This is a genomic window from Rhodobacter maritimus, from assembly GCF_058747975.1.
In genome coordinates, this window is the sequence record NZ_CM179095.1 from 1,631,517 (window position 1) to 1,657,453 (window position 25,937).

Here is a 25,937-nt window from a genome sequence, read left to right on the forward strand (position 1 = left end):
GTCGGCGCGCAGGGTTGCGGGGGTCGGGGCAATCAGATCTTTCACGCAAGGCCTTCCTGTAGCAATGCCTTTTGATGGCCGCATGCCCTGCCCGCGTCAAGCGCGCGCCCGTCAAGTGATTGCGACTTTCGCGCAAAGCGATACCATTCGCGCAGGGCATGCTTGGAAAGGCGGCAGATGGGGCGGGAATGGTGGCGCGGCGCGGTGATCTACCAGATCTATCCGCGCAGTTTTCAGGACGATGACGGGGACGGTCTGGGCGATCTGCGCGGCATTGCGCGCAGGCTCGATCATGTGGCCGGTCTGGGGGCGGATGCGATCTGGATCTCTCCGGTCTTTCCCTCACCCATGGCCGACATGGGCTATGACGTGGCGGAATATTGCGATATCGACCCGCGCTTCGGCACATTGGCGGATTTCGACGCGCTTCTGGCACGCGCGCATGATCTGGGGCTGAGGGTCATCCTCGATCAGGTGATCAGCCACAGTTCGGACCGCCATCCGTGGTTTCAGGACAGCCGCAGGCGCGGCGGCAAAGCCGACTGGTATGTCTGGGCCGATCCGCGCCCCGATGGCAGCCCGCCCAACAACTGGATGTCGGTCTTTGGCGGGCCGGCCTGGGAATGGGATGCCGGGCGGCGGCAATACTACCTGCACAATTTCCTGCCCGCGCAGCCCGACCTGAACCTGACCAACCCCAAGGTGCAGGAGGCGATGCTGAACATCCTGCGCTTCTGGCTCGATCGTGGCGTGGACGGCTTTCGCCTTGATACGGTGAATTACTACATGCACGATCCGGGGCTGGCCGACAATCCGCCCGCCCTGCCGCACGGGGCCCGGTGGCCGCCGCTCAATACCTACGACATGCAGGACCATGTCCATGACAAGAGCCGCCCGCAAAACATTGATTTCCTGAAGAGGATCCGCGCCCTGACCGAGCGTTACGAGGGCCGCTGCCTGATCGGCGAGGTCGGCGACGATCCGGGCAAGGCGCTGCGGCTGATGGCGGAATATACCGCCGGAACCGGGCGGCTGCACATGGCCTACAGCTTCGACATGCTGGGCCCCGATTATACGCCCGCGCATTTCCGCACCTGCATTGAGGCCTTCTTTGCCGCCGCGCCGGATGGCTGGCCAAGCTGGGCGTTCTCGAACCATGACGTGATGCGCCATGTCAGCCGCTGGCAGGACTATGGCGCGCCCGATGCGGTGGCGCGGCAGGCGATCTCGCTTCTGGCCAGTTTCGAGGGCACGATCGGCCTTTATCAGGGCGAAGAGCTGGGCCAGACCGAGACCGGGCTGGACTATCACGAACTGACCGACCCGCCCGGCCTGCGTTTCTGGCCCGAGAACAAGGGCCGCGACGGCTGCCGCACGCCGATGGTCTGGGATGACGGGCCGCATGGCGGCTTTACCACCGCCGCGCGGCCCTGGCTTCCGGTCAAGCCGCCGCAGGCCGCGCGCGCGCTTTCGCTGCAAGAGGCCGACCCGCAGGCGCCGCTGCATCACTATCGCCGGATGCTGGCCTTTCGCCGCGCGACACCGGCCCTGCGGACCGGCCGGACGCGGTTCCTGGACCTGCCCGCCCCGGTTCTGGGATTCGTGCGCGGCGAAAGCGCCGGGGCGGTCACGGCGGTCTTCAACCTTTCGGGCGCGCCGGTGCGGATCAAGGCGCCGCCGGGCCGGGCCGTGGGGCCGGTCTTGGCCGCCACGGTCGAAGGCGACATGCTGGAGCTGGGTCCGAACGGCTGCATCTGGCTTGCCGCCGGGCCGGATTAGGCCACCGGCAGGATCACACTGAAGCGGCTGCCCTTGCCCTTCTCGCTTTCGATGCGCAGCCGGCCGCGATGGCGGGCGATGATGTGCTTGACGATGGCCAGCCCCAGCCCCGTGCCGCCCTGCTCGCGCGAGCGGTGGCTGTCGACGCGGTAGAAACGCTCGGTCAGGCGCGGCAGGTGCATCGCCTCGATCCCCTCGCCCTTGTCGATCACATCGACCCTGATCGCGGCGCCGCGCAGCACCGGCTCATGCGCGACGGGGGCGATCTCGATGCGCACTTCGCCCCCCGAGCCGCCGTATTTCATGGCGTTCTCGATCAGGTTGGTGAAGACCTGCGTCAACTGGTCGGGGTCGCCCGGAACATGGGCCGGGCCGCTTTCGCCCGCGCGGATCAACGCGACGCCGCGCGCCTCGGCCTCGGATTTCAACAGTTGCATCGCACCCGCGACCACGGCCGACAGATCGACCTTCTCGGCCGGGCGCCGGCGGGCCTCGGCCTCGACGCGGCTGAGCGACAGAAGATCGCCGACAAGGCGGTTCATGCGGCTGGCTTCGCGCTCCATGATCGACAGGAAGCGGTCGCGCGCCGCCGGATCGTCGCGCGCCGCCCCGCGCAGGGTTTCGACAAACCCCATCACGGCGGTCAGGGGGGTGCGCAACTCGTGGCTGACATTCGCCACGAAATCGCGCCGCATCGCCTCGGCGTCCTCAAGGGCCGTGACATCCTCGAAGGCCAGCATCGCTCCGCCATTCGAAATCAGCGGATCGGGCAGCGCAGTGACCGAGACCTGGTAGATCGCCTCTTGCGGGCCGCTCGTGCGCAGCCGCACCCGCTCGGCCCCGCCATTTCGCAGCACAACCTCGAGCGCCTCGCCAAGCGCGGGCTGGCGCAGCACCGTGACAAGTGCGCGCCCCGCCAGCCCCTCACCGAACAGCGCCTCGGCGCGTGTATTGGCAAGCGCAATCCGCTCCTCACGCGCGACCAGCAGGACGGGCATGGGCACCGCGTTCAGGATAATCTCAAGATTTTCGAGGGGCATACACAACCTTCATGAAGTGCGGATCGAATAGGTCAAAGAATTGCCCATATTGGACACTAAGTAAACTGGCAGTATATTTGTGCTTGAGTGTGTTGAGATGCCCGTTACCCTTATAGGTGTGACAATGCTTAACAAATCTCCCTCTGCGCGATTCCGTTTCGATTGCGCCATTCAAGAGGCGTAATCCGTGAACTCGTCCGCCCGCCACGGGCAGGAATTTGGGACAGGTGGAATGAGCGGTCCAGGGGCCTTGTCAGGCCGCCGCATCCTTGTGGTCGAAACCACACAAAGCTTGCCGCTTGCGTTGCAGGGCACGACCGGCACGCAGGTTACCGTCGCGCGCTATGCCGAGATTACCCGAAAATTGCTGGACGACCTTTGTCCTGACATCGTGATCGCGCCCTTGATCGCGCAGGATCACGACATCCTCGACCTTGCGCTGCTATTGCGCAATACGGGCTTTGCCGGGGCGCTGCGCGCCTTCACCCGACCGCTGCCCAACAGCGCAATCATCCGGGCAGAGGTGGCGTCGATCTACCCACATCTGGATTTCGACGTGATCGAGCTGTCGGGGCCGATGCCCCCGAAGCGACCCTACTGAGCGCGCCCCGATCAGCCCGCTAGGCGCAGCCCGGCCGCAAAACGGCGCGCATTGGCGCGGTAGCTTTCGGCCGATTTCAGCAGCCGTTCGCGCGCCGCTTCGTCCAGCACCCGCACCACCTTGCCCGGTGCGCCCATGACCAGGCTGTAATCGGGGATTTCCTTGTTCTCGGTGACCAGGGCGCCCGCGCCGATCAGGCAACCCTTACCGATCTTCGCACCGTTCAGCACCGTCGCACCCATGCCGATCAGGCTGCCATCACCGATGATGCAGCCATGCAGCATTGCCTTGTGCCCGATAGTGCAATTCGCGCCGATCACCAGCGGATAGCCCATATCGGTGTGGCAGATGACGTTTTCCTGCACGTTCGAGCCCGCGCCAACGCGGATTTCCTCGTTGTCGCCGCGCAGGGTGCAGCCGAACCAGACCGAGGCAGCCTCTTCCAGCACGACCTTGCCGATCAGATTGGCGTCGGGGGCGACCCAGGCGCCCTGCCCCAGTTGCGGCGTCACGCCGTCCAGTTCATAGATCATCTTTCCTCGAACTCCTTGTTGAGACCGCGCACGAAGTCGTTCAGGCCGGGTTGGCGGTCGGCGCGCGCGCGTTCGGCCATGAGAATCGTTTTCAGTTCCGCCTCGGCGGCCTCCACATCGCGGTTGATGATGACGTAATCGTATTCCGCCCAATGGCTGATTTCGTCACGGCTTTTGGCCATGCGCCCGGCGATCACCGCGTCGCTGTCCTGCGCGCGGCTGCGCAGCCGGGCCTCCAGATCCGCGATCGAGGGCGGCAGGATGAAGATCGACACCACGTCCTTGGCCAGGGCCGAGCGGCGGATCTGCTGGCCGCCTTGCCAGTCGATATCGAACAGCGTGTCGCGCCCGGCGGTCATCGCGGCCTCGACCGGGCCCCTGGGCGTGCCGTAGAGATTGCCGAAGACCTCGGCATGTTCCAGCATCTCGTCTGCCGCAACCATGTCCTGAAACTCGGCGCGGCTCTTGAAATAATACTCGCGCCCCTCTTCCTCGCCTGGTCGCGGGCTGCGCGTGGTGGCAGAGACCGAGAATTTCAGCGTCGGATCCCAGGCCATCAGCCGCCGGGCCAGCGTGGACTTGCCCGCCCCCGAGGGCGAGGACAGGATGATCAACAGGCCGCGCCGCTGCATGGGTCTACTCCACATTCTGGATCTGCTCGCGCATCTGGTCGATGACATGCTTGAGGTCAAGCCCGATCGCCGTCAGCCGCGCGGCGCCGGATTTGGAACACAAGGTATTGGCCTCGCGCACGAATTCCTGGGTCAGGAACTCGAACTTCCGTCCAACGGGGGCGATGTCGGCCAGAAGCGTGTGCGCGGCCTTGATATGGGCGCGCAGGCGGTCGATTTCCTCGGTCACGTCGGATTTGACGGCCAGCATCGCAAGCTCTTGCGCGATGCGGGCGGGGTCGGCGCCCGGCGCCCCCTCCATCACGCGGTCGAGGTTGGCTTGCAAGGCGGCGGCGGTTTCGGGGCGACGGGCCTCGGCCGCTTCGGCGGCGGCCTCGGTCAGCGCCGCGATGCGGGTCAGCTGCCCCTCGAGGACGGTGGCGATCTGCGCCCCTTCGGCCGCCCGCATCGACATGAAATCCGCCAGCAGCAGATCCAGATCGGACATCAGAAGCGCGCGCAGCGCGCCCGTGTCGGCCGGCACCGGCGCGCCCTGTTCCAGAACGCCCCGCATCGTCAGCAGATCGGCCGCAGAGGCGGGGCGCAGCACCAGCCCGCGATCGCGCGCCGCCTCTTCCACCTGGATCAGCCCGGCGATTGCCGCGCCAAGCCCCGCGGGGCTGATCCGCAGCGCCTCGGCCCCCTCGCTCCGGCCAAGCCGTAGCCCGAGCGTGATGTTCCCCCGCGCCGCGACGCGCCCGACAGCGGCGCGGACCTCGGCCTCCAGCCCGTCGATTCCGTCGGGCAGCCGCAGCCGCAAATCCAGCCCCTTGCCATTGACCGAGCGGATTTCCCACGCCCAGTCATGCCCCGCCCCGGTTCCGCTGCGCGCGGCAAAGCCGGTCATTGAGATGACGCGATGCCCGTTGTCGGCTTTAACCATTTGTAAACTATTTCCCCCAATCGGCCCGGAAAATATCGTATCAACACCTGAGTAAGCATTTCGCCTGCCGGGTCAACCGTGACCCGGCGCTTCGCAGAAAGCGATGCGGCCAAGGGCGCGGAAAGCGCGCCACGCAGGCTTTCACCGATGCCGGAAGAGGTGCAGGATGGATCACGATACGCGATATCACGAGGACCCGGCCATGAGCGATACAGGCGCACGCCGAACCCGCCAGATCATGCAGGAGCTGCGTGCCTATTGGGAAGGGTTGCGCGCCGGGCGGCTGGTGCCGCTGCGCGCCGAGGTCGATCCGCGCGGCATCGAACGCGCGCTGGAATATGCCTTCATCCTGGACCGTATCGCCCCCGGCATCGCGCGCTTTCGCCTTGCGGGGATGCATCTGAACGACCTGATGGGCATGGAGGTCCGCGGCATGCCCATCAGTGCGATGCTGGTGCCCGCCAGCCGCGACCGGATGTCAGAGGTTCTGGAGCAGGTCTTTGCCGGCCCCGCGATTGCCACGATCGACCTGGCCGCCGAAACCGGCCTTGGCCGGCCCGCGCTTGGCGCAAGGGCCCTGCTGTTGCCGCTGCGTAGCGACGCCGGCGCGGTCAACCGCTGTCTTGGCGTCCTGATCTCGGAGGGGGTGCCGGGGCGCACGCCGCGCCGCTTCGCGCTGACCGACAGCCACATCACGGCGCTTCGCGCCGCCACCGCCCCGCCCGGCCTTGCCGAACCGGCGGCCCCGTTCGCGGCGCGCGCCCCCCTCAGTCCCGAAGAACGGCGCGCGCAGCTGCGCCTTGTCGTGTCGCGGGACGGCACCTGACCCGGCGCCACACTCGGCGGCATGCGCAATTTCCCGCCGCCTGACGGGTGGGTGGTCCCATGCCGCGAAAATGATGCTATCTTCGCCGTGGGGTTGAAAAAAAACGGGATTCGAATGGGTGTCTGGGCCTATCTGAGCGCGCTTGCCGTCTTTGCCGTGACGGCCCTGATCTTCGTGCGCCTTGGCGATGCGCGGACCGAGCGGCGGGCCTGGGTGCAGCTTCAGGATGTCGATGCGCCCGACGGCTCGGTGTTCGATCCCGAGATGGTTGCCGACCTGCCAGAGCCGGTGCGGCGCTTCTTCCTGTTTTCCATTCGTCCCGGCGCGCGCATCTACCGCGTGAGCGAGATCGAGATGCATGGCCAGATCGGCCTGGGCACGAAATCCGACCCGCGCTATCAGGCGATGCTTGCGCGCGAGCTGCTGGCGCCGCTGCACGGTTTCATCTGGCTGGTGCGGACGCCGCGGCTGCGCGGATCGGATGGCATGATCCCCGGATATTCCTGGACGCGTATGGCGCTGTTCGGCCTTTTGCCGATGGCGCGCGCCACCGGGCCGGACCATCTGCGCTCCAGCTTCGGGCGGGCCGTGGCCGAGGGGTTGCTGTGGTGCCCCGGTGCGTTTCTGCCCGGCCCAGGCGTCAGCTGGCAGGCCACCGGACCCGACCGCGCCCGCGTCACCGTGCGCCAGGGCGACCTGAGCCAGACCGCCGAGATGCGCCTTGCCCCCGACGGCCGCCCCGAGGCGGTGGCGATGCTGCGCTGGAGCAATGCCAATCCTGGCCGGCGCTGGCAGATGCAGCCCTTTGGCGCCAAACTGTCGCAATTTCGCAATGTGAACGGCTATTGCCTGCCCACGCAGGTCGTGGGCGGCAATTTCTTCGGCACGGAGAACTACTTTCCGTTCTTCCGCGCCGAAGTCAGCTCCATTCGCTTTCCGGACCGCGACTAAGCCTTACAGCCCGGCCGCCTTCTGCATCTTGCGCCGGTCCTGCAATTCTTCGGCGACAAGGAAGGCCAGTTCCAGCGATTGCGAGGCGTTCAGCCGCGGGTCGCAGGCGGTGTGGTAGCGATCCGACAGATCCTCGTCCGAGACGGCGCGCACGCCGCCGGTGCATTCGGTCACGTCCTTGCCGGTCATCTCGAAATGCACGCCGCCGGGGATCGTGCCCTCGGCCTTGTGGATGGCGAAGAACTCGCGCACCTCGCGCAGGACCGAATCGAAGGGCCGCGTCTTGTAGCCCGAGGCCGATTTGATCGTGTTGCCGTGCATTGGATCGCAGGTCCACACGACATTCGCGCCCTCTTCCTGCACGGTGCGGATCAGCCGAGGCAGGTGATCGCCCACCTTGCCCGCGCCGAAGCGCGCGATCAGCGTCAGCCGGCCGGATTCGTTGTCCGGGTTCAGCTTGGCCATCAGCACGCGCAGATCGTCCGGCGTGGTCGTGGGCCCGCATTTGAGCCCTATCGGGTTCTGCACGCCGCGGCAGAATTCGACATGCGCGCCGTCGGGCTGGCGCGTGCGGTCGCCGATCCAGATCATGTGGCCCGAGCCCGCCACCGGAAGGCCCGAGGTGGAATCGATCCGGCAAAGCGCCTCTTCGTATTCCAGCAGCAGCGCCTCGTGGCTGGTGTAGAAATCCACCGTGGCCAGTTCATGCGCGGTCTCGGAGGTGACGCCCGAGGCCGCCATGAACGCCATGGCATCGGAAATGCGGTCGGCAATCTCGCGGTAGCGCTCGGCCTCTTCTTCCTGGGTGAAGCCCGAGATCCAGCTTTGCACGCGATGGATGTCGGCAAAGCCGCCGGTCGAGAAGGCGCGCAGAAGGTTTAGGCTGGCCGCGGCCTGGGTATAGGCCTGCAACATGCGCGACGGATCGGGAATGCGTGCTTCCTGCGTCGCCTCGAACCCGTTCACGATATCGCCGCGATAGCTGGGATATTCCACGCCGCCGATCATCTCGGTCGGGGCCGAGCGCGGCTTGGCGAACTGACCGGCCATGCGGCCGATCTTGATGACGGGCAGCTTGGCCCCCCAGGTCAGCACGACCGCCATCTGCAACAGCACCTTGAACGTGTCGCGGATATTGTCGGCCGAGAATTCCGAGAAGCTTTCGGCGCAATCGCCCCCCTGAAGCATGAAGGCACGGCCCGCGGCCACCTCGCCCAGGGCCGCCTTTAGCCGGCGCGCCTCGCCCGCGAAGACAAGCGGCGGCATCTTGGCAAGCGTCGCCTCCACCGCGTTCAGCACGGCCTGGTCCGGATAATCCGGCATCTGCACCCGCGGCTTCGCGCGCCAGTCCGATTTCGTCCATCCCTTGCCCATTTTCGCCTCCGGCTCTCAACGTGATCGGGGCTGCTTATACGCGCCCGCGTTAGCGAGAACAAACGCTTCTTGCCCCTGCCCCTTTCCCGCCCGGCGCGGGCGGCCACTTGCGGCGCCGCGAAAGGCGTGGTTCTGTGTTTGCAAGCGACATTGAAAAGGTCGGAAATGCGCCATCCGCACACCCCTAATCCGCCACGCCAAACGGCCTCCGTCAGTCGGACCGAGCCGGCCGCGAAACCGCGGCGCTTCATCTTTCTTCTGCTTGACAGGTTCACGCTCATTTCCTTTGCCGGCGCGATCGAGCCGCTGCGCCTTGCCAACCGCGTCGCAGGGCGCAAGCTTTACGAATGGAAGCTGGCAGGAGAAGGCGGCAAGGAGGCGCGGTGTTCCAACGGCAGCGTCATGCGCCTTGAAATGGGGCTGGAAGAGATCGCGCGCGACGACACGGTGCTGGTTTGCGGCGGCGTCGAAGTGGCCGAAGCGACGACCAGGCCGATCCTGAACTGGCTGCGCCGCGAGGCGCGCCACGGCGCGGCGATCGGCGGGCTTTGCACCGGGGCATGGGCCATCGCGCGCGCGGGCCTTCTGCAGGGCAAGCGCGCCACCATCCACTGGGAGAATCAGGACAGCTTCCAGGAAGAGTTCGAAGAGCTGACCCTGACCAAATCGGTCTTCGTGATAGACGGCAACCGGATGAGCAGCTCCGGCGGGATCTCTTCGATCGACCTCATGCTGAAGATCATCGCGCGCGACCATGGCGAGGGGCTGGCCAACACGGTGGCCGATCAGCTCATCTACACCTCGATCCGTACCGATCAGGACAGTCAGCGCCTGTCGATCCCCACCCGGATCGGCGTGCGCCACCCTAAACTGGCGCAGGTCATCGGCCGGATGGAGACCAATATCGAAGAGCCGATCAGCCCCGCCCGGCTGGCCGAAGAGGTGGGCATGTCGACCCGACAGCTCGAGCGGCTTTTCCGCCGCTATCTCAACCGCAGCCCGAAACGCTATTACATGGAGATCCGCCTGCAAAAGGCGCGCAACCTGCTGATGCAGACGGAAATGAGCGTGATCAACGTGGCGCTTGCCTGCGGCTTTGCCAGCCCTTCGCATTTTTCCAAATGCTACCGCGCGCATTACTCGACCACACCGTATCGGGAGCGCGGCGCCTCGGGCATGGGGGGAACCATGGACGGGGAAGAAGCGTTTGACCTGGACGATCTGTCCGACGAGGACGACCTCGCGGACGAGGACGAATGACCCTGCGTCAGGCGCCGGACCCCTGCCCTGACAGGCGTTTATCGGCGCAGATGGGGATTTTCTTTTGCTGACAGGGGCACTAACCTGCCGCGTCAGGACGATGTTCCAACTATGGGAGTGAACTTATGAAAAAGCTGCTTCTGGCGACTGCCGCCACCGCCCTTGTCGCAGGTGCCGCGCAGGCCGAAGAGATCAAGATGGGCATTTCGCTCGGCTTCACCGGGCCGCTTGAATCGATGTCGCCCGCCATGGCCGCGGGCGCCGAGCTTGCGATGAAGGAAGTCTCGGACTCGGGCAAGCTTCTGGAGGGGTCGACCGTCACCCCCGTGCGCGCCGATTCGACCTGTATCGACGCCGCCGCCGCCACCGCCGGCGTGGAGCGCCTGATCACCTCGGACGGGGTGAAGGGGATCGTGGGCGGCATGTGCTCGGGCGAGGCCACCGCCTCGCTGCAAAACGTCGCCATGCCGAACGGCATCGTGATGATCTCGCCCTCGGCGACGGCGCCCGCGCTCTCGACGATGGAAGATAACGGGCTGTTCTTCCGCACCTCGCCCTCGGACGCGCGCCAGGGTGTGGTGATGACCGAAATCATCATGGAGCACGGCATCAACGAGGTCGCCGTGACCTATACCAACAACGACTACGGCAAGGGTCTGGCCGACAGCTTCCAGGCGGCCTTCGAAGCCGCGGGCGGCAAGGTCACGATCAACTCGGCGCATGACGACGGCAAGGCCGACTATTCGGCCGAGGTCGGCGCGCTTGCCGCCGCGGGCGGCCAGGCGCTGGTCATCGCGGGCTATGTCGATCAGGGCGGCTCGGGCATCCTGCGCGGCGCGCTGGACAGCGGCGCGTTCGAGACCTTCGTGTTCCCCGACGGCATGGTCGGCGGCGCGCTGGAAACGAATTTCGGCCCCGAGCTGACCGGCTCGTTCGGGCAGCTTCCCTCGTCGGAAGGCGAAGGCAAGGACAAGTTCGTGGAACTGGCGACGGCGGCCGGCTTCGACGGCACGGCCGTATATTCGGGCGAGGCCTATGACGCCGCCGCGCTCATGATGCTGGCCATGCAGGCCGCGGGCACCAGCGATCCGTCGGCCTACAAGGAAAAGGTCATGGACGTGGCCAACGCGCCGGGCGAGCCGATTTATCCGGGCGAGCTTGGCAAGGCGCTGGAGCTTCTTGCCGCGGGCACCGATATCGACTACGTCGGCGCGACCTCTGTGGAACTGATTGGTGCGGGCGAAAGCGCCGGCACCTTCCGCGAGATCGAGTTCAAGGACGGCAAGATCGAAACGGTGAAATATCGCTGATCGCGTCGGTCGAAACAAGGAACAGCCCGGTTCATGCCGGGCTGTTTCCGTTAAATAAAAAGGCCTTGAAGGCGATGCTTCATGAAAAACATGAAGTTCGGGGGATGACATGATCCGGGTTGAGAACCTGCACAAGCACTTTGGCGGCTTTCGCGCCGTCGATGGCGCTTCGCTGGAGATCGCCACAGGTTCGATCACCGGGTTGATCGGACCGAATGGCGCGGGAAAATCCACGCTTTTCAACGTGATTGCCGGGGTGCACACGCCGACCTCGGGCAAGGTCACGATGGATGGCGAGGATATCACTGGCCTTGCACCGCACCAGCTTTTCCACAAGGGCCTGTTGCGCACCTTCCAGATCGCGCATGAATTCCCTTCGATGACCGTGCGCGAGAACCTGATGATGGTGCCCGCCGGACAATCGGGCGAGACGCTGTGGAACACATGGTTCGGCCGCGGCCGCATCGCCCGCCAAGAGGCGGATCTTCTAAAGAAGGCCGACGAGGTTCTTGATTTCCTGACGATTTCCCATCTTCGGGATGAGAAGGCCGGCAACCTTTCGGGCGGGCAGAAGAAGCTTCTGGAACTGGGCCGCACGATGATGGTCGAGGCCAAGATCGTGTTTCTGGACGAGGTTGGTGCGGGCGTGAACCGCACGCTTCTCAACACGATCGGCGACGCGATCGTGCGGCTCAACAAAGAGCGCGGCTATACCTTCTGCGTGATCGAGCATGACATGGATTTCATCGGCCGCCTGTGCGACCCGGTCATCGTCATGGCCGAGGGCAAGGTGCTGGCCGAGGGCTCGGCCGAAAGCATCATGCAGAACGAAGCGGTGATCGAGGCCTATCTGGGCACCGGGCTGAAGAACCGCGTCAAGGCCGAGATCGCGTCCGAGACCGCCCATCACGAAAGCCACGGCGCGCAGCCTGGCCTGGGCGACGAAGCCGGCAAGGAGGCCGAGGCATGAGCTTTCTTCTGGCCGAGAACATGACCGGCGGCTACGGCGCCACAGATATCCTGCACGATTGCACGCTGCGCGTCGAAAAGGGCCAGATCGCGGTGATCGTGGGCCCGAACGGCGCGGGTAAGTCCACCGCGATGAAGGCGGTCTTCGGCATGCTCAACCTGCGCGAGGGGCATGTGGTGCTGGGCGGCGAGGACATCACCCGCCTCTCGCCGCAGGACCGCGTGGCCAGGGGCATGGGCTTCGTGCCGCAGGTCAACAACGTCTTCCCCACGATGAGCGTGCAGGAAAACCTCGAGATGGGGGCCTTTCTGCGCGACGACGATTTCAGCGACACGATGGAGCAGGTCTTCGATCTGTTCCCGATCCTGAAGGACAAGCGCCACCAGAACGCGGGCGAGCTGTCGGGTGGGCAGCGACAGCAGGTCGCCGTCGGGCGCGCGCTGATGACCCAGCCCCGGCTTCTGATGCTGGACGAGCCCACCGCCGGCGTCAGCCCCATCGTGATGGACGAGTTGTTCGACCGCATCATCGAGGTCGCGCGCACCGGCATCTCGATCCTGATGGTCGAACAGAATGCCCGCCAGGCGCTCGAGATCGCCGATATGGGCTATGTGCTCGTGCAGGGCGCGAACAAATACACCGACACCGGGGCCGCGCTGCTGGCCGACCCCGAGGTTCGCCGCACCTTCCTGGGGGGCTGAGATGGATATCCTGAACGCATTGGTCGCGGTTCTGAACTATGTGGTCATCCCGGCCAGCTCTTACGGCGCGCAGCTTGCGCTTGGCGCGCTTGGCGTGACGCTGATCTATGGCATCCTGCGGTTTTCCAACTTCGCCCATGGCGACACGATGGCCTTCGGCACGGCCTTCACCATCCTCTTCACATGGGCGTTCCAGGCCATGGGCCTGTCGCTCGGGCCGCTGCCGACGGCGCTGATCGCCCTGCCCTTCGGCATCGCGGTCACCGCGGGGCTGGTGCTGCTGACCGACCGCATGGTCTATTCCTATTACCGCCGCGTGCGGGCGGCGCCGGTGATCCTCGTGATGGTGTCGGTGGGCGTGATGTTCGTGATGAACGGGCTGACGCGCTTCATCATCGGCGTCGACGAGATCCAGTTCGCCGATGGCGCGCGCTTCGTCATTTCCGCGCGCGAGTTCCGCGCCGCGACCGGCCTGGCCGAACCGCTGTCGCTGCGCAGCTCTCAGGTCATCACCCTTGTCGCGGCGGCACTGGTGGTCTGGGCGCTGTTCTGGTTTCTCAACCGCACCCGGACCGGGAAATCCATGCGCGCCTTTTCCGACAACGAGGATCTGGCGCTCCTGTCCGGCATCAACCCCAACCGCGTCGTCGCGGTGACATGGGTGATCGCGGCGGCGCTTGCCACCACCGCGGGCGTTCTCTACGGGCTGGACAAATCCTTCAAGGCCTTCAACTACTTCCAGCTTCTTCTTCCGATCTTCGCCTCGGCGATCGTGGGCGGGCTTGGCAATCCGCTCGGGGCGATCGCGGGCGGCTTCATCATTGCCTTCTCCGAGGTCGGCGTGACCTATGCCTGGAAGAAGGTGCTGGGCTATCTCGCCCCCGCGGGGCTGGAACCCGAGGGGCTGATGCAGCTTTTGTCCACCGAATACAAATTCGCCGTCAGCTTCGCGATCCTGATCATCGTGCTGCTGTTCAAACCCACGGGCCTGTTCAAGGGGAAAGCGGTATGAGCATTCGTCAACCCGATGCCGCCTCGGGCGGCCGCTTCCGCACGCCGCTCCTGTTTGCCGCGATGGCCGCGCTGATCGGCCTCGAGGCCCTGACCGGCGGCTGGAACACCGCGCTCGGCATCCTCAACATGGGGCTGATCTCGGCGATCCTTGCGCTTGGCGTGAATATCCAGTGGGGCTATGCGGGCCTCTTCAACGTCGGGATCGTGGGCTTCGTGGCGCTTGGCGGGCTGGCGCCGGTGCTCGTGTCGATGCCGCCGACGCCGGGCGCCTTCGCGGGCGGCGGCCCCGGCCTCCTGCTGGCCATCGTGATCGCAACCGCAACGGTCCTGGCCGCGATCTGGGCCAATACGCGGCTGGCGGGCACGGCACGGCTGCTGGCGATCCCGCTGATCCTGATCCTGGGCTTCTTCCTTTATCGCGCGGTCTTCGACCCGGCCGTCGCGGTGATCGAGGCGATCAACCCCTCCGCCCAGGGCAATCTCGGCGGGCTCGGCCTGCCGGTGCTTCTGGCCTGGCCGGTGGGCGCGCTCTTCGCCGCCGGCGCCGCCTGGGTCATCGGCAAGACGGCGCTCGGCCTGCGCTCGGACTATCTGGCGATCGCCACCCTCGGCATCGGAGAGATCATCGTGGCCGCCCTCAAGAACGAGGAATGGCTCGCGCGGGGCGTGCTGAACGTCAACGGCATCCCCCGCCCCTGGCCCGTCCCCTACGAGATCGACCTGCAAGGCGATCCCGCCTTCGTCGAACGCATGGCCAGCCTCGGCACCGATCCGGTCACCGGCTCGACCGTGCTGGTCAAGCTGCTCTATACCGGGCTGTTCGTCGTGGTCCTGCTGGCACTGATCTGGGCATCGCAAATGGCGCTGAAATCGCCCTGGGGCCGGATGATGCGCGCCATCCGCGACAACGAGACCGCCGCCGCCGCGATGGGCAAGAACGTCACCCGCCGGCACCTCCAGATCTTCATCCTCGGCTCGGCTGTCTGCGGCCTCGCGGGGGCCATGATGATCACGCTCGACGGCCAGATGACACCGGGCAGCTACAACCCGCTGCGCTATACCTTCCTGATCTGGGTGATGGTCATCGTGGGCGGTTCGGGCAACAACTGGGGCTCGGTGCTCGGCGGCCTCCTGATCTGGTATCTCTGGGTCAAGGCCGAAGCCTGGGGTCCGGCGCTGATGACCCTCGTCACCGCCAATATGGAGGCCGGCGCGCTCAAATCGCACCTGCTTGATTCGGCGGCCCATATGCGCCTGCTGACCATGGGCGTGATCCTGCTGCTCGTGCTGCGCTTCAGCCCGCGCGGATTGCTGCCGGAAAAATAGCGCCGCTTTCTTCATCTTCGCGCAAATATCCCGGGGGGACCGGGGGGCAGAGCCCCCCGGCCTCTTGCATCAGGCCCCGCGCCCGCCTATTCCCCGCTCATGACACAGCACCAGCGCCTCCTCATCATCGACTTCGGCTCCCAGGTCACGCAGCTCATCGCGCGCCGCCTGCGCGAACTGAACGTCTATTGCGAAATCCACCCCTATCAGAACGTCACCGATGCGTTCCTGAAGGACTTCGCCCCCCGTGCCATCATCTTCTCGGGCGGACCGGACAGCGTCACCCGTGAAGGCAGCCCCCGGCCACCGCAAAGCGCCTATACGCTCGGCGTGCCGATCCTCGGCATCTGCTACGGCCAGCAGGTGATGATGCAGGACCTGGGCGGCCTGGTCGAAGCCGGCCAAAGCCACACCGCCGAATTCGGCCGCGCCTATGTCACGCCCGCCGAAAAGCGGATCGGCCTGCTGGACGGGTGGTTCATGGACGGCATGGGCCGCGAGCAAGTCTGGATGAGCCATGGCGACCATGTTTCCCAGATCGCCCCGGGCTTCGAGGTCTACGGCACCTCGCCCGGCGCGCCCTTTGCGATCACCGCGGATCTTGCGCGCAATTTCTACGCCGTGCAGTTTCACCCCGAGGTGCACCACACCCCGAACGGCGCCACGCTCTACGAGAATTTCGTCCGCATGGCCGGCTTCACCGGCGACTGGACGATGGCCGGCTACCGGAGCCAGGCGATCGCGCAGATCCGCGCCCAGGTGGGCGACAAAAAGGTGATCTGCGCGCTTTCGGGCGGCGTCGACAGCTCGGTCGCGGCGGCGCTGATCCACGAGGCGGTGGGCGAGCAACTGACCTGCGTCTTCGTCGATCACGGCCTTCTGCGCCTGCACGAGGCCGAAGAGGTCGTGGGCATGTTCCGCGATCACATGAACCTTTCGGTGATCCACGCCCAGGAACAGGAATTGTTCCTGGGTGCGCTCGACGGTGTTTCCGATCCGGAAACAAAGCGCAAGACGATCGGCAAGCTCTTCATCGACGTGTTCCAGAAATACGCCAATGAAATCGACGGCGCCGAATTCCTCGCCCAGGGCACGCTCTATCCCGACGTGATCGAAAGTGTGTCCTTCAGCGGCGGCCCCTCGGTCACGATCAAGTCGCATCACAATGTGGGCGGCCTACCCGAGAAGATGGGCCTGAAACTGGTGGAACCGCTGCGCGAGCTCTTCAAGGACGAGGTTCGCGCCCTTGGGCGCGAGCTTGGCCTGCCCGCCTCTTTCATCGGCCGCCACCCCTTCCCCGGCCCCGGCCTTGCCATCCGCTGCCCCGGCGAGATCACCCGCGAAAAGCTCGAGATCCTGCGCAAGGCCGATGCGATCTATATCGACCAGATCCGCAAGCACGGGCTTTACGACGATATCTGGCAGGCTTTCGTGGCGATCCTTCCGGTCAGGACCGTGGGCGTGATGGGCGACGGGCGCACCTATGACTACGCCTGCGCGCTGCGCGCGGTGACCAGCGTGGACGGAATGACGGCGGATTACTATCCGTTCAGCTACGAATTCCTGGGCGAAACCGCCACGCGGATCATCAACGAGGTCAAGGGCATCAACCGCGTGACCTATGACATCACCTCCAAACCCCCCGGCACGATCGAGTGGGAATGAGCGTGCGGGCGGGTGACCTTCCCGGCCCGACCGTCGGGACGGCGGGGTAAGGCCATGCCACGGATCGCGCTTGTCGGAACCCTTCGCTGCCGCAACGCGGCCGAGGCAGGGATCGTGCGCACGCACCTGCCCGAGCATATACGGCTTAGCCGGGCCGAGCCCGGCTGCCTGAAATTCGAGGTGACGCAGGATGACGATCCGCTGATCTGGCGGGTTTCGGAATGCTTCGCCTCGGCCGCCGATTTCGAAGCGCATCAGGCGCGCGTGAAGGCGTCCGAATGGGGCCTTGCGACACAGGGGATCGCGCGGGACTACCGCATCGAGGCGCAGGACTGACCCCGCGCCACCGCGCCCCGCGCGCCTCAGCCGCGCGCGCGCAGCGCCTCCTCCAGCGTGGATTTCAGCACAGCGCGCGGCACGTCGGATGTCACGAAGGCCGCACCGATCCCGTGCGCAAGGATGAAGCGCATCTGCCCGTCCAGCACCTTCTTGTCCTGCGCCATCAGCGCAATCAGCCCCTCGGCATCGGGCAGATCGCCCGGAATGTCGGCCAGGTCGGTCTTCATCCCCATGGCGCGCAGATGCGCACGCACGCGGCTTGGCGCCTCTTGGGCGCAGAGCCCGAGACGTTGGCTCAGTTCGAAGGCAAGCGCGCAGCCGATGGCCACGCCCTCGCCATGCAAAAGCCGGTCGGAATAACCCGTTGCGGCCTCGAGCGCGTGGCAGAAGGTATGCCCAAGGTTCAAAAGCGCGCGGTCGCCCTCTTCCGTCTCGTCGCGCGCGACGATTTCGGCTTTCATCTGGACCGAGCGGGTCACGGCATGCAGGCGCAGCGCGTCATCGCCCTCCAACAGGCCGGGGCCGTTCGCCTCCAGCCAGTCGAAGAAGGCCGCGTCGCCCAGAAGGCCGTATTTCACCACCTCGCCATAGCCTGCGCGGAAATCGCGCGGCGTCAGGGTATGCAGCAGCCCGATATCGGCCAGAACCAGGCTGGGCTGATGAAACGCGCCGATCAGGTTCTTGCCATGGGGCGAGTTGATGCCGGTCTTGCCGCCCACCGAGCTGTCGACCTGCGCCAGAAGCGAGGTCGGGATCTGCACGAAGCGCACGCCCCGGCGCAGCACCGCGGCGGCAAAGCCCACCAGATCCCCGATCACCCCGCCGCCTAGCGCGATGACGATGTCCTTGCGCTCCACCCGCTGCTCCAGCAGCCATTCGACGGTGCGTGAGAATTGCGGCCAGCCCTTCGTGGCCTCGCCCGCGGGCAGGCTGAGGCTGACGGTCTCGATATCGCCCAACCCCGCGCGCAGGGCCTCCAGATGCAGCGCGCCCACGGTGTCGTCGGTCACGATGGCCACGCGCGGGCGGCGCAGCAGCGGCGCGATCTCGGCGCCCGCATTGTCCAGAAGGCCCGTGCCGATCCGCACCTCGTAGCTGCGTGTCCCAAGCTCCACCCCAACCGTTTCACGCATCATGATGTCCTTTCCTGCGGCGCTTCGGCAAAGACGCCGCCGCGCACCTCAAGCGCACGAATGACCTTTTGCGCCATTTTCTCGATTGGCAGGCCGTGTTCGGCATCCACCACCACCTGCGCCAGCGAATAAAGCGGCGCGCGCTGTTCCAGCAGGTTGGCCAGCGTCTGCCGCGGATCGGCCGTGCGCAGAAGCGGGCGCGTATTCTTGTGGCGCACGCGGTTCCACAGCAGGTCAAGATCCGCCCGCAGCCAGACCGACACGCCAAGCTTGGCGATCGCGCCGCGATTGCGCTCGGACAGGAAGGCGCCGCCGCCGGTCGACACGACGGCCGGCGGACCGGACAGAAGGCGCAAAAGAACCTCGGCCTCGCGGTCGCGGAAGAAGGGCTCGCCGTCGCGGGCGAAGATCTCGGCCACGCTCATCTGCGCGGCGCGTTCGATCTCGTGGTCGCTGTCCAGGAAGGGCACGCCAAGCATGCGTGCAAGCGCGGTTCCCACCGCAGTCTTGCCCGAACCCATCATGCCGACCAGCACGATGGTCTTTGCCGGTTTCTGCTCTGCCTGCCCTTGCGGCACCCGTCCCGCCCTTTCATTCGCCGATCCGCGATGACGCAGCGTCTTTCCGCCGGTGGGCGGGTGCTTGCGCATTCGTGATCGGCCGCCCCTTGAATGGCGTGATCTTCCGCGAAATGCCATATATAATCGACACGAAACACCTAGAACAGGCCACGCGGCAAGTGGCCGGAAAGAAAGGCATATGGGGCGCATCTTCAAGGCAGTCATCGTTCTGATCATTCTGGCGGGGGTTGGAATCGCCGGTTACGCCTATCTGGGGGACATGCAGCCCGATACCGCCGAACAGCGGCTGGAGGTTGACCTGAATGGGGGCGACTGATGGCGCAACCGCCGTGGCGCTGGTGCTTGTGCTGATGGCGCAGGCGCCCGCAGCACTTGCCCAAGGCTCCGGATCGCAAGAGCCGATGTCCGCGATCGACTGGCTGTCGCGCTCGGTCGTGACGCCGGCGGGGGCGCCGGTGCCTCCGGGATTCGCGCCCGAGCCGCCGGTCTCGCAGGGCGCGGGGGTCGAGTCGGTCTCGGTCACGCCGCTTGACCGGCCAAGCGCGAACGGGCTTGGCCTGCTGCCCGTGGCGCGCACGGGGCTGCCGCGCGGCCTTTGGGGCGAAACGCCCGAGCCGCAGCTTGCAACCCTGCTGCGCAAGGAGCGGCTGGACACCCTGCCCGCGATCCAGTCGCTGCTGATGACGCTGCTTCTGGCCGAGCTTGACCCGCCGCGCGTGCCCGACCCGTTGCGCCGCGACACGCTGTTTCTGGCCCGCATCGACCGGCTTCTGGATCTGGGCGCGCTGGAACCGGCGCTTGCGCTGTTGCAGCAGGCCGATTCCGCGGACCCCGAGGTCTTTCGCCGCCGCTTCGACGTGGCGCTGCTCTTGGGCGAAGAGGATCGCGCCTGCACCATCATGCACGAGACGCCGGGCATCGCGCCCTCGTTTCCCGCGCGGATCTTCTGCCTTGCGCGCGAGGGCGACTGGAACGCGGCGGCGCTGTCGCTGGCCACCGGGCGCAGCCTGGGCCGGATCGACGCCGAGATGGCCGCCCTGCTGGAGCGTTTCCTTGACCCCGAACTGGCCGAGGAAAGCGACCTGCCGCCCCCCGCCCATCCCACGCCGCTGGTCTTCCGGATGATGGAGGCGATCGGCCAGCCGATGCCCACCACATCGCTCCCGGTCGCGTTCTCGCAGGCCGACCTGCGTTCCAACACCGGATGGAAGGCGCGGATCGAGGCGGGCGAGCGTCTGGCGCGGATGGGCGCGATCGACCCGAACCAGCTTATGGGCCTTTATACCGAACGCCAGGCGGCGGCCTCGGGCGGCGTGTGGGACCGGGTCGCGGCCGTCAGCGCGCTTGACCGGGCGGTGAGCGCAGGCGATGCCGAAGCCGCGGCGCGCGCCCTGCCCGCAACCTTCGCCGCGCTGGAATCGCATGAGCTGGAGCCCGTTCTGGCCGCGCTTTACGGCGCGCGGCTTGCGGCGATGAAATTGCCCGGCGCGGCGGGCGATCTGGCCTTCCGGCTGGGGATCCTGTCGGACGACTACGAATCCGTCGCGCGGGCGCGCAGCCCGAAGACCACCGATGAACAGCTTCTTGTCGGGGTGGCGCAGGGCGACACTTCGGGCGTGCGGGCGCAGGATCAGCTTGGGCTGATGCTCAAGGAGGTGTTCGACGCCCCGCCCACCGCCGCGCCCACGGCCTTTGCCGGGCTTTTGCCCGCACGTCTGGGCGAGGCAGTGCTGCTTGCCACGGACGAGGTCACCGAAGGCGCGCGCGGCGAATACCGCCGCGTTAGCGCCGGGCTGCAACTGTTGCGCTTCGTGGGGCTTGAAAGCGTGGCGCGCCGCGCGGCGCTTGAGCTTGTGGTGCTGGAGCGGCGCGGATGAGCGCGCCCGAAGGCCCTGCCCCCGATCACCGCTGGGTCGAAACCTTCCTTGAAGCGCAGGCCGCCGAAGCGGGCGCCGCGCGCAACACGATCCTTGGCTATGGCCGGGATCTGGAGGATTTCCTTGCATGGATGGCCCATCACGGCCATGGCCTTGCCGGGGCCGAGCGCGACATGATCGAGGCCTATCTGATCGCCTGCGAGGCGCAGGGACTTTCGCGCGCCACCCGCGCGCGGCGGCTGTCCTCGATCCGCCAGCTGTTCCGTTTCGCCTATGAGGAAGGCTGGCGCGGCGACAATCCCGCGATCCGCATCGCGGGGCCCGGCCGTCAGGCCCGCCTGCCCAAGACGCTTGGCGTGGACCAAGTCGAGGCGTTGCTGGAAGCCGCGCGCGATCAGGGCCGCAACCTTGACGATCAGGTCCGCAACCGCTGCCTGATGGAACTGCTTTACGCCACCGGCATGCGCGTCTCGGAACTGGTATCGCTGCCCGTCGCCGCGGCGCGGGGCGATCCGCGCATGCTGTTGATCCGCGGCAAGGGCGACAAGGAGCGCATGGTCCCTCTGTCGCCGCCTGCGCGCGCGGCACTTGCCGACTGGCTTGCGCGCCGCGACGCCGCGCAGGAAGAGGCGCGCGTGAAACACCGCAAGCCGCTTTCGCGCTTCCTGTTCCCGTCTTCAGGCAAGGAAGGGCACCTGACGCGGCAGGGCTTTCACGGATTGCTGAAGGACATCGCGGTCGCGGCCGGGATCTCGCCCGCGCGCGTCACGCCCCATGTGCTGCGCCATGCCTTCGCCACGCATCTGCTGCAAGGCGGCGCGGACCTTCGCGCGATCCAGACGCTTCTGGGCCATGCGGACCTGTCGACCACCGAAATCTATACCCATGTGCTGGACGAACGCCTGCGCGATCTGGTGCTGAGCCACCATCCCCTTGCGCGCCGCCCTTGATTGCCGCGCCCGGGATGCCCATAACCAAGCTCAGCCATGGAAAACGACATGACCCCCTTTCTTGATTCCGCCTTTTGGCTGACCGTGTTCGCCATTATCGCGCTTTTGATGTTTTCGGCCTTCTTTTCCGGCTCTGAAACCGCGCTGACGGCCTCCAGCCGAGCCAAGCTGCGCTCACGCGCGGACAAGGGCGACCGGGGCGCGGAACGCGCGCTTGCCGTCACCGAGGATAGCGAGCGGCTGATCGGAGCCATCCTTCTGGGCAACAACGTGGTCAATATCCTGTCGGCCTCGCTTGCCACGGCGCTGCTGACCAAGGTCTTCGGCGATAGCGGCGTGGCGCTTGCGACGCTGGGGATGACGGCGCTGGTGCTGGTGTTCTCCGAGGTGCTGCCCAAGACCTATGCCATCACCCTGCCCGAAACCGTCGCCTCGCGCGTGGCGCGGCCGATCCAGATTCTCACCTACCTCCTTGCCCCCGTGGTCAGCGTGGTGCGCGCCATCGTGCGCGGCCTGCTCTGGCTTTTGGGGGTGCGCACGGATGCCGATCAGCACATGTTCTCGATCCAGGAAGAGATCGCCGGCGCGCTTGCGATCGGGGCCTCGGAAGGCACGATGCAGAAGGAAGACCGCGACAGGCTTCTGGGCGCGCTCGACCTTGGCAACCGCACGGTGGACGAGATCATGCGCCACCGCAGCCAGATTGAGATGATCGACCTTGAGGACGCGCCCGACGCGATCCTGTCGGCGGTGCTGGCCTCGCCCCATACCCGCCTGCCGCTTTACAAGGGCGAGCGCGAGAATGTCGTGGGCGTGATCCACGCCAAGGATCTGCTGCGCGCGGTGGAAAAGGCCCTGCGCAGCGGCGACGGCACGTTGCAGGCGGTCAGCGCGATGGATGTGCTGAAAGTGGCGATGAAGCCCTATTTCATCCCTGAAACCACGCCGCTGGACGAACAGATGCGCGAATTCCTGAAACGGCGCACCCATTTCGCGCTGGTGGTGGATGAATATGGCGATCTGCGCGGGCTTCTCACGCTTGAGGACATTCTGGAAGAGATCGTGGGCGAGATTACCGACGAATTCGACCCCAAGGCCGAAAAGCAGCTACGCCGCACCGAGACGGGCGACTATCTGGTCGAGGGCGCGATGACCATCCGCGACCTCAACCGCGAAACCGACTGGAGCCTGCCCGACGACGAGGCCAACACCGTCGCCGGGCTGGTGATCCACGAAGCGCAGACCATCCCGAACGAGGGCCAGGTGTTTTCCTTCCACGGCTTCCGTTTCGAGGTGGTCTCGCGCAAGGACAACCGGCTGACGCGGCTGAAGATCCGCCCCCTGATCCGCGACGACAGCGCGAATAAATAACGTGTTTTGAAAGGATTGCGGCGCGATCTTGAAGTGATCGCGCCGCCTGTTCCGGGCTTACATGAAGGCGTCGGGCACGGCGGCCTTCTTGCGCGCCACATATTCGCCAAGCGCCTCGGCGATGCCGGGGTCAAGTGCGGGGGCCTCATACTCGCCCAGCATCCGGGCGACCTTGGCCTGCGCAAGCGCCACCGTATCGCGGGCGCCTTCCTCTTCCCAGGTCTCGAAGGGCTTGTAGTCCAGAACGCCGGTGCGCCAGAACGCGGTCTGATAGTTCGCCTGGGTATGCGCACAGCCAAGATAGTGCCCGCCGGGGCCGACCTCGCGGATCGCATCCATGCCCTGGCCGTTCACGCTCATGTCGACGCCCGCGGCAAGCCGGTGCAGCACTCCAAGCTGATCGGCATCCATCACGAATTTCTCGTAAGAGGACACCAGCCCGCCCTCAAGCCAGCCGCAGGCATGCAGCATGAAGTTCACGCCCGACAGAAGGCCGATATTCAGGCTGTTGGCGGTTTCATAGGCGGCCTGCGCATCAGGCAGCTTGGAGCCGCAGAACGACCCGGCCGAGCGGTAGGGCAGCCCCAGCCGGCGGGCAAGCTGCCCCGCGCCAAGCGTGATCTGCGCCGCTTCGGGCGTGCCGAAGGTGGGCGCGCCCGAGTTCATGTCGATCGAGGTCACGAAAGCCCCGAAGATCACCGGCGCGCCGGGGCGGATCAGCTGGCTGTAGGCCACGCCGGCCAGAACCTCGGCCAGAACCTGCGTCAGCGTGCCCGCAACGGTGACCGGCGCCATCGCGCCGCCCACGATGAAGGGCGAGATGATACAGGCCTGCCCGGCCTTCGCATAGACCTCCAGCGCGCCCATCATCACCGAATCGAAGGTCAGCGGGCTGTTGATGTTGATGAGCGAGGTCATGACAGTGTTCTGGTCGACGAATTCCTCGCCAAACAGGATCTTCGACATCTCGACCGAATCCGCCGCGCGCACCGGTTCCGTGACCGAGCCCATATAGGGCTTGTCCGACAGCGTCATATGCGCGTGCAGCATGTCCAGATGGCGCTTGTTCACCGCCACGTCGGTCGGCTCGCAGACCGTGCCGCCGGAATGGTGAAGCCATTTGGACATCTGGCCCAGCTTCACCAGATTGCGGAAATCGGCAATCGTTGCATAGCGCCGCCCGCCGTTCAGATCGCGCACGAAGGGCGGGCCGTAAACCGGCGCCAGCACAAGATTTTTGCCGCCGATGACCACGTTGCGATCGGGGTTGCGGGCGTGCTGGGTGAACTGGCTGGGCGCGGTCGCGCACAGCTTGCGCGCAAGGCCCTTGGGGATGCGCACGCGCTCTCCCTGCACATCGGCGCCCGCATCGCGCCAAAGCTGAAGCGCGGCCGGGTTCTCGACGAAATTCACGCCGATCTCTTCCAGAACGGTTTCGGCATTGGCTTCGATGATCGAAAGCGCCTCTTCGTTCAGGATCTCGAGATTGGGGATGTTGCGCTCGATATAGCGCGCGAATTCGATCTTCACCGCCGAGCGTTCCGCCCGCCGCGCCGCACCGCCGCCACCGCGCGCCCTGCGCCCGCCGGAACCGGCCTCTGCTACCGGGGTTTCACTCATTGCGTATGTCCTCCGCCTGGGTCCTGGTGCCATCCTAACCCGCCCGACGGCCGCGCCTTGCGCGGTTTACGACATCACCGGTAAAGAAGCGACCGCCCCTGATGGAAGAGATGAAGGCGCGCGGGGTCCGCGCCAAGCGTGACGGTGCTGCCGCGCAGCCCGTGATGAATCCCCGGCAGCTTGGCAATCGGGCCGGTTTGTGCGCCCTCGGCCGCGAAATAAAGCAGCGTCACCTCGCCCAGGGCCTCGACGATCTCGACCTTGCCGGTGAACAACCCCGGCCCGGTTGCGGGGCGCAGATCCTCGGGGCGCACGCCAAGATTGACGGCCAGGCCCCGATCTTCCGGCACGGTCGGAATCGCGGCCTGCGCGGTGCCGCCATTGTCCAGCGTGACGGTGGTGACCGGCCCGGTCGCGGTGATCGTGCCGGACAGAAGGTTCATCGCCGGGCTGCCGATGAATTGCGCGACGAACGTGTTCTCGGGGCGTTCATACAGCTCCAGCGGCGTGCCGACCTGGCTGATTCCGCCGCCTGCAAGCACCACGATCCGGCTGGCCAGCGTCATCGCCTCGACCTGATCGTGGGTGACGTAGATCATGGTGCGTTCGGGCATCGCCTCTTTCAGCTGCGCGATCTCTATCCGGGTGGCGACGCGCAGCGCCGCGTCGAGATTCGAAAGCGGCTCGTCGAAAAGATAGACCTTCGGATCGCGCACGATGGCCCGGCCGATGGCCACCCGCTGGCGCTGCCCGCCGGACAAGGCCTTGGGAAGCCGGTCGAGATAGGGCGTGAGCTGCAAGATCCGCGCGACGTTTTCCACTGCCCTGTCAATATCTTGCGCAGGCTTCTTCGCAATCCTGAGGGCGAAGGCCATGTTCTCGCGCACGGTCATGTGCGGGTATAGCGCGTAAGACTGAAACACCATGGCGATGCCGCGTTGCGCGGGCGGCACGTCGTTCATGCGTTGCCCGTCGATCGTCAGATCGCCGCCGCTGATCCGCTCCAGCCCCGCGATCATGCGCAAGAGCGTGGACTTGCCGCAGCCCGAGGGGCCGACGAAGACGATCAACTCCCCGGCCCTGATGTCGAGGTCGATGTTCGACAGAACCTTCACCTCGCCATAGGATTTCGCAACGTCGCTCAGTCGAAGATCGGCCATCT

25 protein-coding genes are annotated in these 25,937 nt (G+C 66.1%); 16 read left to right on the top strand and 9 right to left on the bottom strand.

Annotated elements, in window-relative coordinates; translation table 11 throughout:
* Nucleotides 1–177 precede the first annotated feature (177 nt).
* The gene (locus tag AC4PTO_RS08270) at nt 178–1,779 is read left to right on the top strand and encodes an alpha-amylase family glycosyl hydrolase (RefSeq protein ID WP_492733263.1); all 1,602 of its coding nucleotides are present in this window, start codon (nt 178–180) and stop codon (nt 1,777–1,779) included.
* On the opposite strand, the gene AC4PTO_RS08275 is transcribed toward AC4PTO_RS08270, so the two are convergent.
* A complete protein-coding gene (locus tag AC4PTO_RS08275) occupies nt 1,776–2,819 on the bottom strand; it encodes an ATP-binding protein (RefSeq protein WP_492733265.1) in 1,044 nt (347 codons plus the stop codon). The genes AC4PTO_RS08270 and AC4PTO_RS08275 overlap by 4 nt on opposite strands.
* A gap of 232 nt (nt 2,820–3,051) precedes the next feature.
* On the opposite strand from AC4PTO_RS08275, the gene AC4PTO_RS08280 reads away from it, so the two are divergent.
* The gene (locus tag AC4PTO_RS08280; protein ID WP_492733267.1) at nt 3,052–3,420 is read left to right on the top strand and encodes a hypothetical protein; all 369 of its coding nucleotides are present in this window, start codon (nt 3,052–3,054) and stop codon (nt 3,418–3,420) included.
* A gap of 11 nt (nt 3,421–3,431) precedes the next feature.
* Here the strand turns inward: AC4PTO_RS08280 and AC4PTO_RS08285 are convergent, their stop codons facing one another.
* From AC4PTO_RS08285 to AC4PTO_RS08295, 3 genes are read right to left on the bottom strand one after another with little or no spacing between them, the layout of a single operon-like run.
* Entirely contained in the window at nt 3,432–3,953 is a 522-nt protein-coding gene (locus AC4PTO_RS08285; RefSeq protein ID WP_492733268.1) for a gamma carbonic anhydrase family protein, read from the bottom strand.
* Nucleotides 3,950–4,585, bottom strand: coding sequence for a guanylate kinase (gene gmk / locus AC4PTO_RS08290; protein ID WP_492733578.1), 636 nt, complete (start codon nt 4,583–4,585; stop codon nt 3,950–3,952). Before gmk ends, AC4PTO_RS08285 begins: the two co-directional genes overlap by 4 nt.
* Before the next feature lie 4 nt (nt 4,586–4,589).
* Nucleotides 4,590–5,507 (bottom strand): YicC/YloC family endoribonuclease, encoded by a 918-nt coding sequence (locus tag AC4PTO_RS08295; protein ID WP_492733270.1) that lies wholly within the window; start codon nt 5,505–5,507, stop codon nt 4,590–4,592.
* Between the two features lie 202 nt (nt 5,508–5,709).
* On the opposite strand from AC4PTO_RS08295, the gene AC4PTO_RS08300 reads away from it, so the two are divergent.
* Both AC4PTO_RS08300 and AC4PTO_RS08305 read left to right on the top strand, forming a co-directional pair.
* On the top strand, nt 5,710–6,333 hold the full coding sequence (locus AC4PTO_RS08300; RefSeq protein ID WP_492733271.1) for a PAS domain-containing protein: 624 nt from the start codon (nt 5,710–5,712) through the stop codon (nt 6,331–6,333).
* A 114-nt stretch (nt 6,334–6,447) separates the two neighbouring features.
* A complete protein-coding gene (locus AC4PTO_RS08305) occupies nt 6,448–7,284 on the top strand; it encodes a DUF6544 family protein (protein ID WP_492733273.1) in 837 nt (278 codons plus the stop codon).
* Nucleotides 7,285–7,287: 3 nt separating this feature from the next.
* Here AC4PTO_RS08305 and AC4PTO_RS08310 read toward each other — a convergent pair whose 3' ends face one another.
* Nucleotides 7,288–8,658, bottom strand: a complete 1,371-nt coding sequence (locus AC4PTO_RS08310; RefSeq protein WP_492733275.1) for a class II 3-deoxy-7-phosphoheptulonate synthase — start codon at nt 8,656–8,658, stop codon at nt 7,288–7,290.
* A 165-nt stretch (nt 8,659–8,823) separates the two neighbouring features.
* Between AC4PTO_RS08310 and AC4PTO_RS08315 the strand changes: the two genes are divergently transcribed.
* The 8 genes from AC4PTO_RS08315 to AC4PTO_RS08350 all read left to right on the top strand — a co-directional run bounded on the left by AC4PTO_RS08315 (nt 8,824) and on the right by AC4PTO_RS08350 (nt 17,240).
* A complete protein-coding gene (locus AC4PTO_RS08315) occupies nt 8,824–9,918 on the top strand; it encodes a GlxA family transcriptional regulator (RefSeq protein ID WP_492733277.1) in 1,095 nt (364 codons plus the stop codon).
* Between the two features lie 125 nt (nt 9,919–10,043).
* On the top strand, nt 10,044–11,228 hold the full coding sequence (locus tag AC4PTO_RS08320; RefSeq protein ID WP_492733279.1) for an ABC transporter substrate-binding protein: 1,185 nt from the start codon (nt 10,044–10,046) through the stop codon (nt 11,226–11,228).
* A 109-nt stretch (nt 11,229–11,337) separates the two neighbouring features.
* Nucleotides 11,338–12,198 (top strand): ABC transporter ATP-binding protein, encoded by an 861-nt coding sequence (locus AC4PTO_RS08325; RefSeq protein ID WP_492733281.1) that lies wholly within the window; start codon nt 11,338–11,340, stop codon nt 12,196–12,198.
* On the top strand, nt 12,195–12,899 hold the full coding sequence (locus AC4PTO_RS08330) for an ABC transporter ATP-binding protein (protein ID WP_492733283.1): 705 nt from the start codon (nt 12,195–12,197) through the stop codon (nt 12,897–12,899). The genes AC4PTO_RS08325 and AC4PTO_RS08330 overlap by 4 nt, the downstream gene beginning before the upstream one ends.
* Nucleotide 12,900: 1 nt before the next feature.
* Nucleotides 12,901–13,911, top strand: a complete 1,011-nt coding sequence (locus tag AC4PTO_RS08335; RefSeq protein ID WP_492733284.1) for a branched-chain amino acid ABC transporter permease — start codon at nt 12,901–12,903, stop codon at nt 13,909–13,911.
* On the top strand, nt 13,908–15,239 hold the full coding sequence (locus AC4PTO_RS08340) for a branched-chain amino acid ABC transporter permease (RefSeq protein WP_492733285.1): 1,332 nt from the start codon (nt 13,908–13,910) through the stop codon (nt 15,237–15,239). Before AC4PTO_RS08335 ends, AC4PTO_RS08340 begins: the two co-directional genes overlap by 4 nt.
* A 99-nt stretch (nt 15,240–15,338) precedes the next feature.
* Nucleotides 15,339–16,904, top strand: coding sequence for a glutamine-hydrolyzing GMP synthase (gene guaA / locus AC4PTO_RS08345; RefSeq protein ID WP_492733287.1), 1,566 nt, complete (start codon nt 15,339–15,341; stop codon nt 16,902–16,904).
* A 54-nt stretch (nt 16,905–16,958) separates the two neighbouring features.
* On the top strand, nt 16,959–17,240 hold the full coding sequence (locus tag AC4PTO_RS08350; protein WP_492733289.1) for a putative quinol monooxygenase: 282 nt from the start codon (nt 16,959–16,961) through the stop codon (nt 17,238–17,240).
* A gap of 26 nt (nt 17,241–17,266) precedes the next feature.
* On the opposite strand, the gene aroB is transcribed toward AC4PTO_RS08350, so the two are convergent.
* Both aroB and AC4PTO_RS08360 read right to left on the bottom strand, forming a co-directional pair.
* Nucleotides 17,267–18,376: a 3-dehydroquinate synthase gene (gene aroB, locus AC4PTO_RS08355; protein WP_492733580.1), complete on the bottom strand. Its 1,110-nt coding sequence runs from the start codon at nt 18,374–18,376 to the stop codon at nt 17,267–17,269.
* On the bottom strand, nt 18,376–18,900 hold the full coding sequence (locus AC4PTO_RS08360; RefSeq protein WP_492733582.1) for a shikimate kinase: 525 nt from the start codon (nt 18,898–18,900) through the stop codon (nt 18,376–18,378). The genes aroB and AC4PTO_RS08360 overlap by 1 nt, the downstream gene beginning before the upstream one ends.
* Nucleotides 18,901–19,135: 235 nt before the next feature.
* Here AC4PTO_RS08360 and AC4PTO_RS08365 point away from each other — a divergent pair, with 235 nt between their 5' ends.
* Genes AC4PTO_RS08365 through AC4PTO_RS08380 form a run of 4 tightly spaced genes read left to right on the top strand, consistent with a single transcriptional unit; the run spans nt 19,136 to nt 23,155 of the window.
* Nucleotides 19,136–19,273 (top strand): hypothetical protein, encoded by a 138-nt coding sequence (locus AC4PTO_RS08365; RefSeq protein WP_492733291.1) that lies wholly within the window; start codon nt 19,136–19,138, stop codon nt 19,271–19,273.
* Nucleotides 19,260–20,834 carry a hypothetical protein gene (locus AC4PTO_RS08370; RefSeq protein ID WP_492733293.1) on the top strand — a complete coding sequence of 525 codons (1,575 nt, stop codon included), beginning with the start codon at nt 19,260–19,262 and terminating at the stop codon, nt 20,832–20,834. The genes AC4PTO_RS08365 and AC4PTO_RS08370 overlap by 14 nt, the downstream gene beginning before the upstream one ends.
* Nucleotides 20,831–21,784 (top strand): site-specific tyrosine recombinase XerD, encoded by a 954-nt coding sequence (locus AC4PTO_RS08375; RefSeq protein ID WP_492733296.1) that lies wholly within the window; start codon nt 20,831–20,833, stop codon nt 21,782–21,784. Before AC4PTO_RS08370 ends, AC4PTO_RS08375 begins: the two co-directional genes overlap by 4 nt.
* A 48-nt stretch (nt 21,785–21,832) precedes the next feature.
* A complete protein-coding gene (locus AC4PTO_RS08380; RefSeq protein WP_492733298.1) occupies nt 21,833–23,155 on the top strand; it encodes an HlyC/CorC family transporter in 1,323 nt (440 codons plus the stop codon).
* 57 nt (nt 23,156–23,212) lie between these two features.
* On the opposite strand, the gene AC4PTO_RS08385 is transcribed toward AC4PTO_RS08380, so the two are convergent.
* Nucleotides 23,213–24,775 carry a trimethylamine methyltransferase family protein gene (locus AC4PTO_RS08385; protein WP_492733299.1) on the bottom strand — a complete coding sequence of 521 codons (1,563 nt, stop codon included), beginning with the start codon at nt 24,773–24,775 and terminating at the stop codon, nt 23,213–23,215.
* 74 nt (nt 24,776–24,849) lie between these two features.
* A complete protein-coding gene (locus tag AC4PTO_RS08390) occupies nt 24,850–25,935 on the bottom strand; it encodes an ABC transporter ATP-binding protein (protein WP_492733301.1) in 1,086 nt (361 codons plus the stop codon).
* Nucleotides 25,936–25,937: the final 2 nt, after the last annotated feature.